General features: G+C 64.9%; 15 protein-coding genes. 8 read left to right on the top strand and 7 right to left on the bottom strand.

Annotated features, from left to right (window positions below; genetic code table 11):
• Positions 1-107: 107 nt before the first annotated feature.
• From ACIGJE_RS28025 to ACIGJE_RS28015, 3 genes are all read left to right on the top strand, one after another.
• Positions 108-674: a TetR/AcrR family transcriptional regulator gene (locus ACIGJE_RS28025; protein ID WP_311943616.1), complete on the top strand. Its 567-nt coding sequence runs from the start codon at positions 108-110 to the stop codon at positions 672-674.
• A 48-nt stretch (positions 675-722) separates the two neighbouring features.
• Positions 723-1,691, top strand: a complete 969-nt coding sequence (locus ACIGJE_RS28020) for a quinone oxidoreductase family protein (protein WP_367624532.1) — start codon at positions 723-725, stop codon at positions 1,689-1,691.
• A gap of 138 nt (positions 1,692-1,829) precedes the next feature.
• Positions 1,830-3,242, top strand: coding sequence for an amidase (locus ACIGJE_RS28015; RefSeq protein ID WP_367624533.1), 1,413 nt, complete (start codon positions 1,830-1,832; stop codon positions 3,240-3,242).
• A 428-nt stretch (positions 3,243-3,670) separates the two neighbouring features.
• Here ACIGJE_RS28015 and ACIGJE_RS28010 read toward each other — a convergent pair whose 3' ends face one another.
• From ACIGJE_RS28010 to ACIGJE_RS27985, 6 genes are all read right to left on the bottom strand, one after another.
• Positions 3,671-4,447 carry a branched-chain amino acid ABC transporter ATP-binding protein gene (locus ACIGJE_RS28010; protein ID WP_483681009.1) on the bottom strand — a complete coding sequence of 259 codons (777 nt, stop codon included), beginning with the start codon at positions 4,445-4,447 and terminating at the stop codon, positions 3,671-3,673.
• Position 4,448: 1 nt separating this feature from the next.
• On the bottom strand, positions 4,449-5,192 hold the full coding sequence (locus ACIGJE_RS28005) for an ABC transporter ATP-binding protein (RefSeq protein WP_415084549.1): 744 nt from the start codon (positions 5,190-5,192) through the stop codon (positions 4,449-4,451).
• A complete protein-coding gene (locus ACIGJE_RS28000; RefSeq protein ID WP_415084547.1) occupies positions 5,182-6,147 on the bottom strand; it encodes a branched-chain amino acid ABC transporter permease in 966 nt (321 codons plus the stop codon). Before ACIGJE_RS28000 ends, ACIGJE_RS28005 begins: the two co-directional genes overlap by 11 nt.
• A gap of 12 nt (positions 6,148-6,159) precedes the next feature.
• Positions 6,160-7,059 carry a branched-chain amino acid ABC transporter permease gene (locus tag ACIGJE_RS27995; RefSeq protein WP_149249899.1) on the bottom strand — a complete coding sequence of 300 codons (900 nt, stop codon included), beginning with the start codon at positions 7,057-7,059 and terminating at the stop codon, positions 6,160-6,162.
• A gap of 69 nt (positions 7,060-7,128) precedes the next feature.
• Positions 7,129-8,343: an ABC transporter substrate-binding protein gene (locus ACIGJE_RS27990; protein WP_415084545.1), complete on the bottom strand. Its 1,215-nt coding sequence runs from the start codon at positions 8,341-8,343 to the stop codon at positions 7,129-7,131.
• A gap of 343 nt (positions 8,344-8,686) precedes the next feature.
• Positions 8,687-9,991, bottom strand: a complete 1,305-nt coding sequence (locus tag ACIGJE_RS27985; RefSeq protein WP_483681194.1) for an epoxide hydrolase family protein — start codon at positions 9,989-9,991, stop codon at positions 8,687-8,689.
• A gap of 327 nt (positions 9,992-10,318) precedes the next feature.
• Between ACIGJE_RS27985 and ACIGJE_RS27980 the strand changes: the two genes are divergently transcribed.
• From ACIGJE_RS27980 to ACIGJE_RS27965, 4 genes are read left to right on the top strand one after another with little or no spacing between them, the layout of a single operon-like run.
• Positions 10,319-11,359 (top strand): alpha/beta fold hydrolase, encoded by a 1,041-nt coding sequence (locus ACIGJE_RS27980; RefSeq protein ID WP_367624537.1) that lies wholly within the window; start codon positions 10,319-10,321, stop codon positions 11,357-11,359.
• 21 nt (positions 11,360-11,380) lie between these two features.
• Complete coding sequence (locus ACIGJE_RS27975) at positions 11,381-11,908, top strand: cytochrome P460 family protein (protein WP_483681007.1); 528 nt, start codon at positions 11,381-11,383, stop codon at positions 11,906-11,908.
• A 32-nt stretch (positions 11,909-11,940) separates the two neighbouring features.
• On the top strand, positions 11,941-12,468 hold the full coding sequence (locus ACIGJE_RS27970; protein WP_367624539.1) for an isoprenylcysteine carboxyl methyltransferase family protein: 528 nt from the start codon (positions 11,941-11,943) through the stop codon (positions 12,466-12,468).
• Positions 12,469-12,528: 60 nt separating this feature from the next.
• Complete coding sequence (locus ACIGJE_RS27965) at positions 12,529-13,314, top strand: alpha/beta fold hydrolase (protein ID WP_367624540.1); 786 nt, start codon at positions 12,529-12,531, stop codon at positions 13,312-13,314.
• A 241-nt stretch (positions 13,315-13,555) separates the two neighbouring features.
• Here the strand turns inward: ACIGJE_RS27965 and ACIGJE_RS27960 are convergent, their stop codons facing one another.
• On the bottom strand, positions 13,556-14,317 hold the full coding sequence (locus tag ACIGJE_RS27960; protein ID WP_367624541.1) for an FkbM family methyltransferase: 762 nt from the start codon (positions 14,315-14,317) through the stop codon (positions 13,556-13,558).
• A 371-nt stretch (positions 14,318-14,688) separates the two neighbouring features.
• On the opposite strand from ACIGJE_RS27960, the gene tsaA reads away from it, so the two are divergent.
• Positions 14,689-15,183 carry a tRNA (N6-threonylcarbamoyladenosine(37)-N6)-methyltransferase TrmO gene (tsaA, locus tag ACIGJE_RS27955; protein WP_311943453.1) on the top strand — a complete coding sequence of 165 codons (495 nt, stop codon included), beginning with the start codon at positions 14,689-14,691 and terminating at the stop codon, positions 15,181-15,183.
• Positions 15,184-15,221 lie beyond the last annotated feature (38 nt).

Below are 15,221 nucleotides of genomic sequence, written 5' to 3'. Positions count from 1 at the left end.
CAGTTCCATGTCTCGATATGGAATGGCTTCGATGCAACGGGCGAAAGCAGCGTGCCCTTTCAAAATTTTTTCTTGAACATTCGTTCCCGAATATCTAGATGATCAACATGGCAAGATTACGGGAATTCGACACCGACGCCGCGCTCGATGCCGCGATCGGCGTGTTCAGGGAACATGGCTTCGAAGGCAGTTCGGCCCAGATGCTCGTCGATGCCATGGGTATCGGCCGGCAAAGCCTCTACGCCGCCTTCGGCGACAAGTGGCAGCTCTATTGCGCCGCAGTGCGCCGCTATGGGTTGGGCGAATGCTCCGCCCATTTCGAGGCCTTGCGAAGCGGTGCGCGCGGCATGGACGGCATCAAGGCGATGCTGCGCCGGGTGGCCGACACGGCCAATCAGCCTTGCCTCGGCACCGGTTCGGTCTGCGAGTTCGGTGCGTCTCGTGCCGATCTCGCAGAGATCAATGCGTCATTGGCCAGAAGCCTGGGCGGTGTCCTTGCCGGCCGGGTCCGGGACGCGCAGCGCGAAGGCGACGTCGCCGCCGATCTCGATCCGGAAAGGATGGCCGAATTTCTGATGGCCAGCATCGCCGGCATCCGCATTGCCGGGCGCAGCGGCGCCGACCGCCGGATGCTAACCAGCCTGGCCGACATGGCCTTGAGGGCCCTGCGCTAGGTTTTTTTGCATAATTCAGGAACGAACGTTCAATATTGGAGTTAATCAATGAAAGCCATCGTGATGAATGGAATCGGCGGAAGCGACAGGCTGAGCCATGTCGAGCGCGCCGAACCGGTGCCTGGCCGCGGCGAGGTCCTGGTCGAGATCGCCTTTGCCGGCGTCAACTTCATGGATATCGGCGTCAGGCAGGGCATGGCCTGGACCGAAATGCCCAATCCCAAGATACTGGGCGTGGAGGGTGCCGGCCGCGTCCTGGCGCGAGGCGATGGCGTCGCGGACTTCGAGCCGGGCCAGCGCGTCGCCTGGGTCTATGCGCCGGGCAGCTATGCGGAACGGATCGCAATCCCGGCCACCGCGCTGGTGCCCGTGCCCGACGCGATCGACGACCGGACTGCCGCTTCGATCATGATGCAGGGGCTCACGGCCAGTCACTTCGCCACCGATTTCTATCCGGTTCAGCCCGGCGACATCGCCTTCGTCCATGCGGCAGCCGGTGGCGTAGGGCTGCTGCTGACGCAGATCATCAAGCTGCGAGGCGGCCAGGTCATCGGGCGGGTTTCGACGCCGGACAAGGTGGCCATGGCCAAGGCAGCCGGCGCCGACCATGTGATCGTCGACACCGAGGGGCGATTTGCCGAGGATGTCCTGCGCCTGACCGACGGGGAAGGCGTCCACGTCGTCTATGATGGTTCGGGCCCTACCACGTTCCAGGGCTCGCTCGACATCTTGCGCCGGTCCGGCACGTTCTGCTGGTATGGCCCGGTCCTTGGCGGCCCCGGCCCGCTCGATATCATGAGTCTGCCGCGGAGCATCAAGATCGGTTACGCAACCTTTTTCGATCACATCCACACGCCCGAACTGCTGCGCGGGCGCTCGGCCCAATTGTTCGACTGGCTGGCGGAGGGCATGCTCGATGTTCGGATCGGCGGCGAATATCGATTGGCCGACGCGGCCAAGGCCCATGCAGACATGGAAAGCCGCAAGACCACCGGCAAGCTGCTGCTCGTTCCGTGACGGTCGGGGCCTCCCTTTCGCCGAAGCCCGGATCGGACCGGTCCTGACAGTGCTGGCCCGATGGGCATTCCCATCTTGGTCTTCCCTTGTCGGGTCCCGCCATGCTTTGCTTGGCCGAATCCGATGAGGGAGACCGGCGTGGGCGCAGACGATATTTCCGCATTCGCAACAGCCGCTGAGCTCGGCCGCCTGCTGGCGGAGGGGCGCGTGACCTCCGAAGCCATCACAGGCCGTGCCCTGGAGCGCATCGCCGCCCATGACGGCGCGCTCCAGGCCTTTGTCGGCGTCTTTGCGGAGGAAGCGCTCCAGGCGGCCATCGCCTCCGACCAGCGCCGACGCCGCGGCGAGAGCCGGGGCTTTCTCGACGGCGTGCCCTATGCCGCCAAGGACCTGTTCCACGTCAAGGGCTGGCCGACAAGGGCCGGTTCCAGGGCGCTCGGTTCCGAGCCCCAGGCCGTGACAGCCAATGCCGTAACGCGCCTGACCGAAGCCGGCATGGTGCTCGTCGGCAAGGTCCAGACCGTCGAATTCGCTTTCGGCGGTTGGGGCACCAACCATATCACCGGCACGCCGCTCAATCCGCGGGACCCGGATGTGCCCCGGGCACCCGGCGGCTCCTCCAGCGGATCGGGCGTAGCGGTTGCCGCCGGCCTGGTCCCGGCAGCGCTCGGCACCGACACAGGCGGCTCCATCCGCAACCCGGCCGCGATGTGCGGCATCGTCGGCCTGAAGACCACCGTCGGCCGGATCGGACGCGGGAGCCTGCTGACCCTCGCCACCTCCTTCGACAGCGTCGGTCCTCTCACGCGTTCGGTCGAGGATGCCGCCCTTCTCTTCGCCGCCATGGCCGGGCGGGATCCGCTCGATCCGGCGACATTCGGCGTGCCGCCGGTCGCGCTGTCGAGCGCGCCGGAGCATGACCTTGCCGGCCTCCGCCTCACCATCCCTGCCCCACGCGACCTTGCCGGGGTCGATCCCCACGTGCTCGAGCGGTTCCGCGCAGCGCTCGCCGACCTCGAGGCGCTCGGCGCAGACATCCGGGAAAAGGCGATGCCGCGCGCGCCGGAAGCCTATATGGCGCTGACCGGCGAATTGATGTCGGCCGAATCCTGGCACCATCTCGGCCGCTATGCCGGGCCTGACGATAGCCCGGTGCATCCGGACGTACGGTCGCGCATCCTCAAGGGTCGGGAGATCGACGGTGCCCGCTACCAGGATCTCCTGGAGCAGCGGCGTGCCGCACAGATCGAGTTCGCCGCTTATCTGGAGGGCGCGGATGCGCTGCTGACGCCCACGGCTCCGATCCTGCCGCCGCCGCTTGCCGAGATCGACGAGACGAAGACGCCGCTCGGCACCTTCACGCGCTTCGTCAACCTGATGGACATGGCCGCGCTCAGCGTCCCCACCGGCCTCGTCGGGACCGGCCTGCCGACCGCCCTGCAGATCGCGGTACCACGCTTCGAGGAAGCCCTGGCCCTACGCATCGGCCGCGCCCTGGAAATCCGCCGCGGCGGGCTGTTCGAGCCGCCGCCCGCCTATCAGGCGCCCTGAGCCATGCCGTCTGAGCGGAATGATTGACCGATCACCACGCGAGACGGGGTGTTCGGACCTACCCCTTTCAAGGTGTTCGACACCATTGAGCTTTTGTGCCTGCCGTTGAAGTTGCGCTGCCCCTCACCTTACCTCTCCCCGCAAGAACGGGGCGAGGAGACCCCGGCGTCGCGTTTCATGCAGAAAACCTTCCGTCTCGCCCAACGGCAGGGCGAGATGAAAGCTCTGAGGACAGATCGCAACGCTTGCACCCCCTCGCCCCGTTCTTACGGGAAGAGGTAAGGTGAGGGGCAGCGCCAACCTTCGTAATCCCAATAGGTTTCGGACTGTGAGCAAACACCTTGAAAGAGGTGGTCTTCAGACCTGCTCCCCAAAACTGTCGCTCAGAGTAATGGCTTTCCTTGAGGCAGGCCTTTCATGACCCGGTCTTATTCCCCGCTCGCATAAAGCCAGCGCGCCACCAGCGCATCGGTGTCCGTGCCGAAATCGTCGCGTTCGCCTTCCGAGAAGACGGTGCCGTTCTTCACCACATAGACGTAATCGGTGATGGCCAGTGCGGCGCGGATGTCCTGGTCGACCAGCAGCACCGCCTTCGACAGATTGCGCGCCAGGCCCTGCACGATGTCGTAGATGGTCTCGCTGGTCTGCGGGTCCACCCCCGCGGTCGGCTCGTCGATCAGGTAGACGGAGGGGTCGGCCATCAGGCTGCGGGCGATCTCGACCTGCCTCTGCTGGCCGCCGGAAAGCTGGCCTGCCGGCTGGCTGCGTTTCTCCCGGATGACGGGAAAGCGCTGATAGGCGCTATCGAGACGCTCGGCCAGCACCGGCTTCTTCGGCCTCGCATGCCACAGGCCGAGCTTGAGATTGGCCTCCACCGACAGATGGGGAAACAGGCTCGGCCGCTGCGGCAGATAGGCGACACCGAGGCCGAGCATCCGGAACGGCGGGCTGCCGGTAATGTCATCCGTGCCCAGCAGCACGCGGCCGGCACTGGGGCGCAGGAATCCGAACAGGGATTTCAGGAGGGTCGACTTGCCGGTACCGTTCGGCCCGACCACGCAGGAGATGCGGCCGGGCCAGGCCTTCACGGACAGGCCGCGCAGAATGTCGATGTCGCCGGTATAGCCGGCGACGAGATCTTCGCAGGCCAGCAAGCCGGGCCGGTCGCTCCAGCGGGGCTCGGCGGGGGCCGGAGCCGGACTCATCTCAAGGCCCTCCCATGCGCGTGCCGGTATAGGCGCGCACCACGTCGGCATTGCGGAGCACGTCCGACACGGCGCCATCGGCGATCTTGCGGCCCCGCGCCATCACCAGCACGCGGGTGACGACCGAGCGCACCGCATCGAGATTGTGGTCGACCAGCACGATGGTGTGGCCATCCCGGTTCAGGCTGCGGATATGCCCGACGATCTCGTCGAGCAGGCGCGGATGCACGCCGGCAAAGGGTTCGTCGAGCAGGAGCAGGCGCGGCCGCAGCATCAGCGCACGGCCGAGTTCCAGCAGCTTCTGCTGGCCGCCGGAGAGCGCGCGCGCATAATGATCGGCAAGGTGCTCGAGCCTGAGGAAGGCGAGCACGCCGCGGGCCCGCTCCTCGGCCGTTGGGCGGCGTTCCGAGGCGTCCGACAGCGCGGGAACGATCAGGTTCTCCATCACCGTCATGCGCCGGAACAACCGCGGCACCTGGAAGGTGCGCGCGATGCCGCGGCGGGCATAAAGATGGGCCGGCTGGCCCGCCATGTCGGCGCCCTCGACCTCAATGCTGCCGCCATCGGGCTTCGACGCCCCCGTGACCATGTTGATGGTGGTGGTCTTGCCCGAACCATTGGGGCCGATCAGGCCGAGGATCTCGCCGCGCTGCAGGGTGAAGGACAGGTCCTCGACGGCATGAATGCCGCCGAAATGCTTGGCGAGACCGTTGACGGAAAAGAAGGCTGCGCTCTCACTCGGCATGGCGTTTCCCGGCTGGTTGGCCTGCTTGCCTGGTCCGGCGCGCACGGCTCCAGCGTTCGATCAGCGGAAAAAGGCCGTTCTGGGCAAAGCGCTGAACCAGGATCAGCACCAAGCCCATCAGGACGAAGCGCCATTCGCCATAAGCCCTGAGGAATTCCGACAGCACGAAGACCACGACGGCACCGATGACCGCGCCGGGCAGGCTCTCGATGCCGCCGATCACCGCCATGGCGATCACCAGTCCCATCTCGGGCAGGATGGCGATGTTCGGCGTCAGAATGCCGATGAAATGCCCGTAATAGATGCCGGCCACGGCGGCGATCATGCTGGTGACGACGAAGACCAGGATCTTGTAGCGCGTCGTGTCGATGCCGCTGGCCCGCGCCGCGCCCTCATCCTCACGAATGGCGCGCAGGAACAACCCGACACGCGTCGCCAACAAGCCGTTCATCGCCAGCATGGCCGCAACGACGAGGCCAAGGCCGAGATAGTAATAGGGCAGGTCCGACCGGCCCGCGAACAGGGTCGGCACCGGCAGGCCGAGCATGCCGCGGGTGATGCCCTCCTCGGCCACCAGCACCATGCGGAAGATCTCCGCGAGGGCGAGCGTGAACAATGCGAGATAGGGACCGGATAACCGCAGCACCAGGGCACCGATCAGCGCGCCGGCGATCGCGGCGAGGATGATTGCCAGCAGCATGGAAAGGGCGAGCGGCAAGCCGAGCAGGCTGGTGCCGAGCGCCGAGCCATAACCGCCAAGGGCGGCGAAGGCGACATGGGCGAAGGAGAACTGCCCGGCGAAACCGGCAAGCATGGCCCAGCTCGCCGCCAGCAAGGCGTAGTACCAAGCGATGGCGCCGACATGGATCCAGTAGGTTCCGGCGCCCAGTGGCGCGAGCAGCGCCGCGATCAGCAGGATGGCCTGGACGACCTGGGACAGGGAGAATCGCGCCATGGTCTGCCTGGCCTATTCGAGGCGCAGATGCGAGCGGCCGAAAAGGCCGGTCGGCCGCACGAGCAGGGTGATGACGAGCAGCAAGGCACCGAAGGCCTGGGTATAGGCCAGCGCCCGGTTGGGATCGGGCAAATAGCCGACGCCGAGGCTCTGGACGAGGCCGAGCAGGATACCGCCGACGATCGAACCGCCGACCGAGCCCATGCCGCCGAGCACGATGATGATGAAGGCCTGCACGCCCGGCAGGTCGCCCATCGAGGGCGACAGCGCAAAGACCGGTGCGATCAACGCGCCGGCCCCGCCGGCCAGGGCCGAGCCAAGGCCGAAGGCAACCGTATACATGCGATGCGGATCGATGCCGATGACGGCCGCGGATTCACGGCTCTGGCTGACGGCGTCGAGCGCCTGGCCGAGCGTCGTGCGCTTGAGAAAGAAGGCGAGCCCCGCCAGCAGGATCACCGCGACGACGGCCGCAATCAGCCGGTCATAGGGCAGGATCAGCGGGCCGGCGATCAAGACCCCCGCCATGAAGGAGGGCGGCGATTTGGCGAACGGCCCGAAGACGACGAGGCCGAGATTGGTGAGCAGGATGGTAAGGCCGAAGGTGACGATGATGGCATATTCGTCCTTGCGCTCGACCTTGTCGGTATACATCGGTGCGATCACCAGCCGCTCGAAGGCGACGCCGAAGACGAACAGGCCGATCATCGCGCCGGCGACGCCGAGCAGCGGATGCAGGCCGAGGCCGGTGATCAAATAGTAGGAGGCATAGCCGCCCAGCATATAGAGCGAGCCATGGCCGAAATTGACCACCTTCAGCACGGAGAAGACCAGCGTCAGGCCGGAGGCGATGAGCGCGTAGATCAGGCCGATCACCAGCCCGTTGACGGCGAGAAGAAGAAAATAGCTCATGATCCCCTCACCATCGGCTGCGACGGGCGAGGACCGGCGGAAAAAGCCGGCATCCGTCGGTACGCGCCATCAAGGCAGGATCTTGTCCGTGGTCGCCCAGTTCTTGGGATAGACGATGGCCGCCTCCTCCGGGCTCTGGTTCTCCGCCGTGTACTGGATGATGGTGAAGGGCACATCCATGAACTGGTGGAAGGCCCAGGCCGGGGTTTTGGTCGCCGGGAAATTGTAGGTGGCGTTGGCGCCTTCATACTTGACCGCCTCCAGGGCCTTGACGATCGCGGCGCGGTCGGCGGACCCGGCCTTGCGGATGCCTTCGACCACCACGCCCAGCGTATCATAGGCTTCCAGGGCAACGCCGGTGGGCGCCCGCTTGTAGCGCTCGGTGAAAGCGGCCACGAACGCCTTGGCCTTGTCGTTCCATTGCGACTTCGGCTGGGCGACATTGACGATCAGGAGGTTCTTGGCACAGGCACCCGTGACCTCCCAGACCTCCTTCTGCAGCAGGCCGGACGAGCCGATCAGCTTGGTCTCGGCGGTCGGGGCAAGGCCGAGCTGGCAGGCCTGCTTCACCAGCTGGTACTGGGCCTGGCCGGCGATCACCATCTGGATGGCGTCGGGGCGCGGGCTCTGGCTCATCAGGCGCAGCAGGGCCGGGGTGAAATCCTGCTGGTTCAGGTCGATGGTGACCAGGGTGTTGGCAACGTTCTTGGCCTGGAGTTCGCTGGCGATGATCTTGGCGCCGCCCTGACCGAAATCGGTATTCTCGGCGATGATGGCGACGTTCTTGAAGCCCTGCTCCACCGTCCAGTCGGCGGCCTTGACGTAGACCAGCGAGTTGGCGGGAGAGACCCGGAAGACCTCCGGATATTGCTTGGCGGTGACGTCGTCGGCCCAGACATCGGTGCCGACCCAGGGCACGCCATATTTGTGCGCCTCTTCGATCTCGGCCAGGGCCACGGAAGAATGGAACTCGCCGAAGATCGCCGAAACATTGTTCTTGGTGATCAGCCGGACCGCCGCCGCGCTGCCTTCCGCGGGCTGGCCCTTGGTGTCTTCGTAGATGACCTGGAGCTGGCGGCCGAGCACGCCGCCGGCCTTGTTGATCTCGTCGACGCCGAGCTGCACGGCCCACTGCATCTCCTGCCCGCCGGAGTAATTGCCGGGCGGGGAAAGGGGCCCCACCCAGCCGAGCGCGATGGGCTCCTCCGCCAGGGCCGGCGTCACGGCCAGCGACATAGCGAGCATGGCGAGCGCCCCGAGACGGCTGCGGGTCGAGTTGTTCATGCCGATGTCCCCCTTCTCGTTCTAGTGCTTTTTTTCAGACAATTACACCCGTTGGTGAATTGCAAATAAAAAGTCACCCGCCGAAGCGACGGGTGCTGTTGAGATCAATAATATCATTACAATTTCTTCGTCACCTCCGGCTCATCGCGCGTGACGAAAGCCGCGAACACAGCAAAGTTCTCACCGGGAAGCTCGCCGCTGCCTCCAGTATTTCTCAGCGAAGAACCGCATGACCGACGCAACCCTTGCAGGTCCCTCCACGAAAGCTGCCCAGGCGGGCAAACAACAACGTCAAGGTTTCAATGGCGCCCGCCTGGATGGGCGGACGCCGGTGGTGACCGCCTCAGCGCAGCGACCTGAAGGCGGCGCGGACTTCCTGCACGAACAGCTCCGGCTGCTCCCACGCCGCAAAGTGGCCGCCATTCTTCGCCTCGCTGAAATAGACGAGGTTGTGATAGCAGCGCTCTGCCCAGCTCCGGGGGGCGCGATAGATCTCACCGGGGAAGACCGTGACGGCGACCGGCAGTTCGGGAATGTCGACGGCGTTGAAATTGTTGGAATGGTCTTCCCAATAGATGCGGGCCGCCGAAGCGCCCGTCTGGGTCAGCCAATAGAGGGAGATGTCGTCGAGCATCTCGTCCTTGGTCAGCACCTTCTCCGGATCGCCGCCACTATAGGTCCAGGTCGCAAATTTCTCGTACATCCAGGCGGCCATGCCCACGGGAGTATCCACCAGGGAATAGCCGATGGTCTGCGGGCGCGTGACCATCATGGTCGCGTAGCCTGAACTGTCCTTGTAGAAGACATCGAGAGCGTCGAAGGCCCGCCGTTCGTCCGGCGTGAGATTTGCCGGCGCCGGGCCACCGGCCGTCAGGATCGCGGCGATTTCCTTGGGCACCGTTCCCGGCATGTTGACGTGGATGCCGATCAGGCCGGGCACCTTCTGCAGGGCCATGCGGTGGGAGATCACCGAACCACAGTCGCCGCCCTGCGACACATAGCGCTCATAGCCGAGGCGCCGCATCAGCACGGACCAAGCCCGGCCGATATGGTCGGAGCCCCAGCCCCTGGCCGTCGGCTTGCCCGAGAAGCCGAAGCCGGGGATCGAGGGCACCACCAGATGGAAGGCATCCTCGGCCTTGCCGCCATATCTGGTGGGGTCGACCAGCGGATCCATCACCTTCATGAATTCGAGGATCGAGCCCGGCCAGCCATGGGTCATGATCATCGGCATGGCCTTGGCATGCGGCGAGCGGATATGGATGAAATGGATGTCGAGGCCGTCGATCTCGGTGACGAACATCGGCAGGGTGTTGAGCCGGGCCTCGACCTTGCGCCAGTCATAAGATTGCGCCCAATAGGCCACCAGCGGCTTCAGCCTTGCCAGCGTCACCCCTTGCGAGAAGTCGGACACCGTCTCTTCAGGCCAGCGCGTGGCGCTCAAGCGCCGGCGCAGATCGACGATATCCTCCTCGGCAATGGCAATCTTGAAGGGCCTGATATCGCTCCCGGCTTCCGCCGCGTAGAGCGCGGTGGGGATCAGGCCGACGAGCGCTGCGGCGGCGGCCGATTTGAGCAAACTGCGTCGGGACGTACCGAAATCATGTGAAGGCAAATTGCTCGAGGAAGACGAATTGGTCGAAGACATCTTGTTTGAAGACATGGGGCAACTCCATTCATTTCACGGCAGCCCGGCCGCCGGTACCCTGTCTTTGGCGATGCCATGTTTGCCCGATATGTCCCCGCGGCCCCCGATCCGCATCCTGCTGTATCCGGCTGGCGTGCCGATACATTGCCATACAGGCGCCGTTCCCAAAGGCCACCCATGCCGGCGGCTGCGATGGTCGATTGTATCACTGTGTATCGAGGCGGAACGGGCTTACACAGCCTTTCAAATCCAGGCGATGGCGACATAAGGCCGATACAGTGTTGCGGCTTTTTACGGTCACAACTTCAGCAATCGGGAATCATGTCGATGTCGGAACAGATCGATCAATCGCGCCGCGGCCTGCTCGGCACCCTGGCGTTCGGTGCCGTTCTCGCGCAGCTCGGCGCAATCGGTACCGCCAGTGCGCAAGCCAATTCCTCCGCGCCCGCCTCCGGCCGTGGCACCCACACGTCCTTCGCCGCGCTCAAGCAGGTCAGGGCCGGTGTGCTCGATGTCGGCTATGCCGAGGCCGGGCCGGCCGATGGCGCGCCCATGCTGCTGCTGCATGGTTGGCCCTATGACATCCACAGCTATGTCGATGTCGCGCCGATCCTGGCGGCCGCCGGCTACCGCGTGATCGTGCCCTATCTGCGCGGCTATGGCAGCACGCGCTTCCTCTCCGCGGACACGCCTCGCAATGGCCAGCAGGCGGCGCTGGGCAGCGACATCATCGCGTTCATGGATGCGCTGAAGATCGAGAAGGCCGTCATCGGCGGCTATGACTGGGGCGCCCGCACCGCCAATATCGTCGCTGCCCTCTGGCCCGAGCGCTGCAAGGCGCTGGTCTCGGTCAGCGGCTATCTCATCGGCAGCCAGGAACTGAACAAGGCGCCCCTGCCTCCGAAGGCTGAACTGCAGTGGTGGTACCAATATTATTTCGCCACCGATCGGGGCGCGGCCGGCTATGCGAAATATACCCATGATTTCGCCCGGCTGATCTGGGAGCTCGCCTCGCCGCAATGGAAGTTCGATGATGCGATCTTCGCCCGTTCGGCGCAGGCCTTCGACAATCCCGACCATGTCGCCGTCTCGATCCATAATTACCGCTGGCGGCTCGGCCTGGCACAGGGCGAAGCCAAATATGACGCGCTGGAAAAGAAGCTCGCCGCCTTGCCGACGATCACCGTGCCGACGATCACCATGGAGGGCGATGCCAATGGTGCGCCTCATCCGGAACCGGCGGCCTATGCCAAGCGGTTCTCCGGCCGCTACGAGCATCGCCTGATCACGGGCGGCATCGGCCACAATTTGCCGCAGGAAGCCCCTGAAGCCTTCGCCAAGGCGATGCTCGACGTTGCCCGTTTCTGAACCAGGCGAAGGAGCTTCCTGATGAAGACCTCAGTGATCATGCCCTTGGCCGGGGCCTGCCTCGTGGCTGTGGTCGTCGCCGCGGCCGGGGCACTCGCCCAGGACACAGACATCACCAAGAGCAAACCCAAGCCGGCCTCGCCGATCTATGGCGTCACCATTCCGGACGGCTACCGGCAATGGGAACTGGTCGCCCCGGCGCTGGAACACGAGCCCCTCAACGAACTGCGCACCGTGCTCGGCAACAGGACCGCGCTCGACGCCTATCGCGCCGGGACCCTGCCCTTCCCCGACGGGACAGTGCTGGTCAAGCTTGCCTGGAAGCATGTCCAGTCGCCTGAATTCGAATCCGCCTTGGTGCCGGGGCCGGCGACCACGGTGCAGGTGATGGTCAAGGATTCGAAGAAATATGCCGCGACGGGCGGCTGGGGGTTCGGGCGCTTCATCGACGGCAAGCCGGTGGACCAGGCCCAGCATGAGACCTGCTTTGCCTGCCATGAGGCGCGCGTGAAGGCGCGTGACTATGTCTTTACCAAGCTGGCGCCCTAAAGCGCCCTGCTCCTGACGATCCGGGAATTCACATGCCGCTTCATCTCATCCTGTTCGCCGTCGCCGCCTTTGCCTGGCGCCTCATCACGCTCGTGATTTCGGCACGGCACGAGAAGGCCTTGAAGAGGGACGGCGCGACCGAATATGGCGCGAAGAACAGCATCTTCCTCGCTGCCTCTCACGTGCTCTACTACATCTGCGCGGTCGCCGAGGCGGCGGCCGGCCTACATGAGCCGAACACGCTGGTGTCTGCCGCGGGCATCGTGGTCTATCTCGCCTCCGCCCTCGTCCTCGTCTCGGTCATCCGCTCGCTCGGCCGCCTGTGGACGATCAAGATCATCATCAGCCCGCAGCATCGGCGGGTGCAGAGCGGCTTGTTCTCGTTCGTGCGGCACCCCAACTATTTTCTGAATATCCTGCCGGAACTCATTGGTTTTGCTCTGGTTCTCAATGCCTATTGGACGCTGGTGATCGGCATCCCTCTCTATCTCATTCCCCTGGTGACCCGCATCCGGCAGGAAGAGGCCGCCATGCGCGCCACCTTCGCCCCCGAGATGTAGCCGGGCGTTTTCATCCTCCACCCGACACAGGCTGCGGGTGACAACCCGAAGGAAAATCCGATGAAGAACTTCGCGAAGGGGCTGGCCGTCGCCGGCGCCCTGCTGCTGAGCGCGCCCGCACTGGCGGAGAGCGGCAAGCCGACGGTGGTGCTCGTGCATGGCGCCTTTGCCGATGCCTCGAGCTGGAACGGCGTGATCCAGCGCCTCGAAAAAGACGGCTACCCCGTCGTCGCCGCCGCCAATCCGCTGCGCAGCGTGCGCGGGGATGCGGATTCCGTGGCCAGCGTGATCGACAGCATCAAGACGCCTGTGGTCCTGGTCGGCCATTCCTATGGCGGTTCCGTCATCAGCGAGGCAGCTGCCGGCAGGGCCAATGTCCAGGCCCTCGTCTATGTCGCGGCCTTTGCGCCCGATACCGGCGAGACCGCTATCGGACTCACGGGGAAGTTCCCCGGTTCGACGCTCGGGCCAACACTGGCCCCGCCGGTACCGATCTCGGGCGGCGGCAAGGATCTCTATATCCAGCAGGCCAAATTCCCCGATCAGTTTGCCGCCGATGTGCCCAAGGGCGAGGCAAAGCTAATGGCCGCCACGCAGCGCCCGATCGCCGAGGCCGCGCTCGGCGAAGCCTCGACCGAGCCGGCCTGGAAGACCATCCCCTCCTGGTTCGTCTATGGCGACAAGGACCGCAACATCCCACCGCAGGCTCTCGCCTTCATGGCGGAGCGGGCCCATTCCAAGCAGACCGTGGTGGTCAAGGGCGCTTCGCATGTGGTGATGGTGTCGAACCCGGCTGCGGTCGCCAAGCTGATCGAGACGGCGGCCCAGGCTTCGCCGGCCAAATAAATGGCTGATGCCGGCCAGGGCTTCGGGCACCAAGGCGGTCCCGGAGCTTGGCCCGATGCCAGGACTCTCGACAGAAGGAAGCCGTCCGGACTTCGAAGCCGGGCGGCTTCATCCAAGACAGGATTCGTCGATTTTTACGGAAGACCCGCCGCGCGCCGCGCGGAGGGAGCGCCCCCCGCCGAATATCGATGCCGGCAGCAAATGAATGAGAGACGAGCTGTTCGCCCCCTCTGCCTGCTCCTCAATTGTCCCGCGCGGCCGTGACGACCCGCTCGAGGAACTCGACCAGCTGCGGTTCGAACCGTTCGCCGAGAAGGCACAGGCAGTCATGGCGGTCGTAGATGATCGCATAGCCGCGCTCTTCGAGAAACGCGCCGATCGCCTGCGAGGCGTCGGCCGAGAGCGCCACGTGCTCGAACAGGATCGCGGAAGGGCGGTGACGGTCGAAATCGAAGGTGCGCAAGACGATGTCGTCGCAGCCTTCGACATCGACCACCAGCAAATCCGCCGTCTCGAATCCAGTTTCCCGGCAAAGCGAATCGAGCCGGCGCGTGGCGACCGGCACGGTCTCGATCATGCCGGGCAGATCATCATATTTGAGCTCGTGCATCATGATCGTCGGCAATGAGAAGCTGCTCAGCACGTCCTCACCGCGAACGATGTGGAAGTCTCGCCTGCCCTCCTCGGACCAGATTGCCTCGCCGCGAAAGACCAGCCCGGGGCATGCGTCGTAATGGGCACGCAGCCTTTCCATCGCAGCCGGTACGGGCTCGACCAGCAATCCGCGCCAGCCTCCCTGGATGACATGCCGGCTGATGGGATCGCCGCGCACGCCGTCATTGGCGCCGACCTGCACGAAGGTGACCGGCGCCGCATCGGGCTTGATCCTGGAGAGCACGTAGTCGACGATCTCGGCGAAGATGTACTTCGTGTTGCGCGGCTCCTTCTTGCAGAACACCGAGCTCGAAAGGCCGGCAACGCCGGGATAGACAGGTCGGTTCATCGCAATTCGTCACTTTCTTTCATCGTGGTGAGGCGGCATGCCACTCCGCAAGGACATGGCCCTTCGGGTGCGACGGCTTGTCGGATGCCGACGGCCGGTACGAGGCTGGACGAAGACCATGCCTCCGCCACCCCACGATCGCCCGGGTGGTGGGGCACCATAGGAAATCGAGGCAGAGATTGCCAGGGTAGCGCCGATCCTTGCCTTAGCCGATCCTTGGCTTGACGGCGAAGGTCGTGCCCGCTGCAACGGCGGCTCTTTGCTATCGTGAAACCGAGGCTGGCCCAGGAATTTCACATTGCAACAGGATTGCCGCGCTTGAGAGGCTCGGGACATGCACGCTACAGCAAGCCACACAAAAGGAGCTGAGCATGGTTCGTGAAAGCGAAATCAGGCAGAATGAGGTAGCGGTTACCCCTCCCGAGCCGACGGATGCGGGGCTGGTCTTCATTGGCCTGATACGGACGCCATGGACGTCCAGACTGATGGCGCCGCGGCAGGGGCGATCCGACGGACCGGTCTGCCGTATCGAGATCTTCGAGCCCTGGCAGGCAGCACTGGATGGCATCGAGCGCTTCGAACGCCTGGAGGTGTTGTACTGGCTGCATCTGTCGCGGCGCGACCTCGTCCGTCAGAGCCCGGCCGACAACGGCACCACCTATGGCACCTTCGCACTCCGCTCGCCGGTCCGCCCGAACCCGATCGGCACCTCGATCGCGACGCTGGTGGCTCTCGAAGGATCGACCCTGCTGGTCCGCGGGCTCGATTGTCTCGACGGCACCCCGTTGCTGGACCTCAAGCCCGACCGCACCCTGTTCAAACCGATCGCACCGGAGCAGCCCGGCGATCGGGAGACGCAGGCCTGACATGGTCCCCTCACCTTCCTGTCCCGCAGCACTGCAAG

Source organism: Labrys sp. E2SS-1L (genome assembly GCF_057073705.1).
Note: the sequence above shows the minus strand (reverse complement) of the source record. Positions and strands in the feature narration are given on the sequence as shown.

What these genes read in the sequence shown, in the direction of transcription:
- ACIGJE_RS28025 (WP_311943616.1), top strand. Translation starts at nt 108, where the DNA reads ATGGCAAGATTACGGGAATTCGACACCGACGCCGCGCTCGATGCCGCG.
- ACIGJE_RS28020 (WP_367624532.1), top strand. Translation starts at nt 723, where the DNA reads ATGAAAGCCATCGTGATGAATGGAATCGGCGGAAGCGACAGGCTGAGC.
- ACIGJE_RS28010 (WP_483681009.1), bottom strand. Translation starts at nt 4,447, where the DNA reads ATGAGTCCGGCTCCGGCCCCCGCCGAGCCCCGCTGGAGCGACCGGCCC.
- ACIGJE_RS28005 (WP_415084549.1), bottom strand. Translation starts at nt 5,192, where the DNA reads ATGCCGAGTGAGAGCGCAGCCTTCTTTTCCGTCAACGGTCTCGCCAAG.
- ACIGJE_RS28000 (WP_415084547.1), bottom strand. Translation starts at nt 6,147, where the DNA reads ATGGCGCGATTCTCCCTGTCCCAGGTCGTCCAGGCCATCCTGCTGATC.
- ACIGJE_RS27995 (WP_149249899.1), bottom strand. Translation starts at nt 7,059, where the DNA reads ATGAGCTATTTTCTTCTTCTCGCCGTCAACGGGCTGGTGATCGGCCTG.
- ACIGJE_RS27990 (WP_415084545.1), bottom strand. Translation starts at nt 8,343, where the DNA reads ATGAACAACTCGACCCGCAGCCGTCTCGGGGCGCTCGCCATGCTCGCT.
- ACIGJE_RS27985 (WP_483681194.1), bottom strand. Translation starts at nt 9,991, where the DNA reads ATGTCTTCGACCAATTCGTCTTCCTCGAGCAATTTGCCTTCACATGAT.
- ACIGJE_RS27980 (WP_367624537.1), top strand. Translation starts at nt 10,319, where the DNA reads ATGTCGGAACAGATCGATCAATCGCGCCGCGGCCTGCTCGGCACCCTG.
- ACIGJE_RS27975 (WP_483681007.1), top strand. Translation starts at nt 11,381, where the DNA reads ATGAAGACCTCAGTGATCATGCCCTTGGCCGGGGCCTGCCTCGTGGCT.
- ACIGJE_RS27970 (WP_367624539.1), top strand. Translation starts at nt 11,941, where the DNA reads ATGCCGCTTCATCTCATCCTGTTCGCCGTCGCCGCCTTTGCCTGGCGC.
- ACIGJE_RS27965 (WP_367624540.1), top strand. Translation starts at nt 12,529, where the DNA reads ATGAAGAACTTCGCGAAGGGGCTGGCCGTCGCCGGCGCCCTGCTGCTG.
- ACIGJE_RS27960 (WP_367624541.1), bottom strand. Translation starts at nt 14,317, where the DNA reads ATGAACCGACCTGTCTATCCCGGCGTTGCCGGCCTTTCGAGCTCGGTG.
- tsaA (WP_311943453.1), top strand. Translation starts at nt 14,689, where the DNA reads ATGGTTCGTGAAAGCGAAATCAGGCAGAATGAGGTAGCGGTTACCCCT.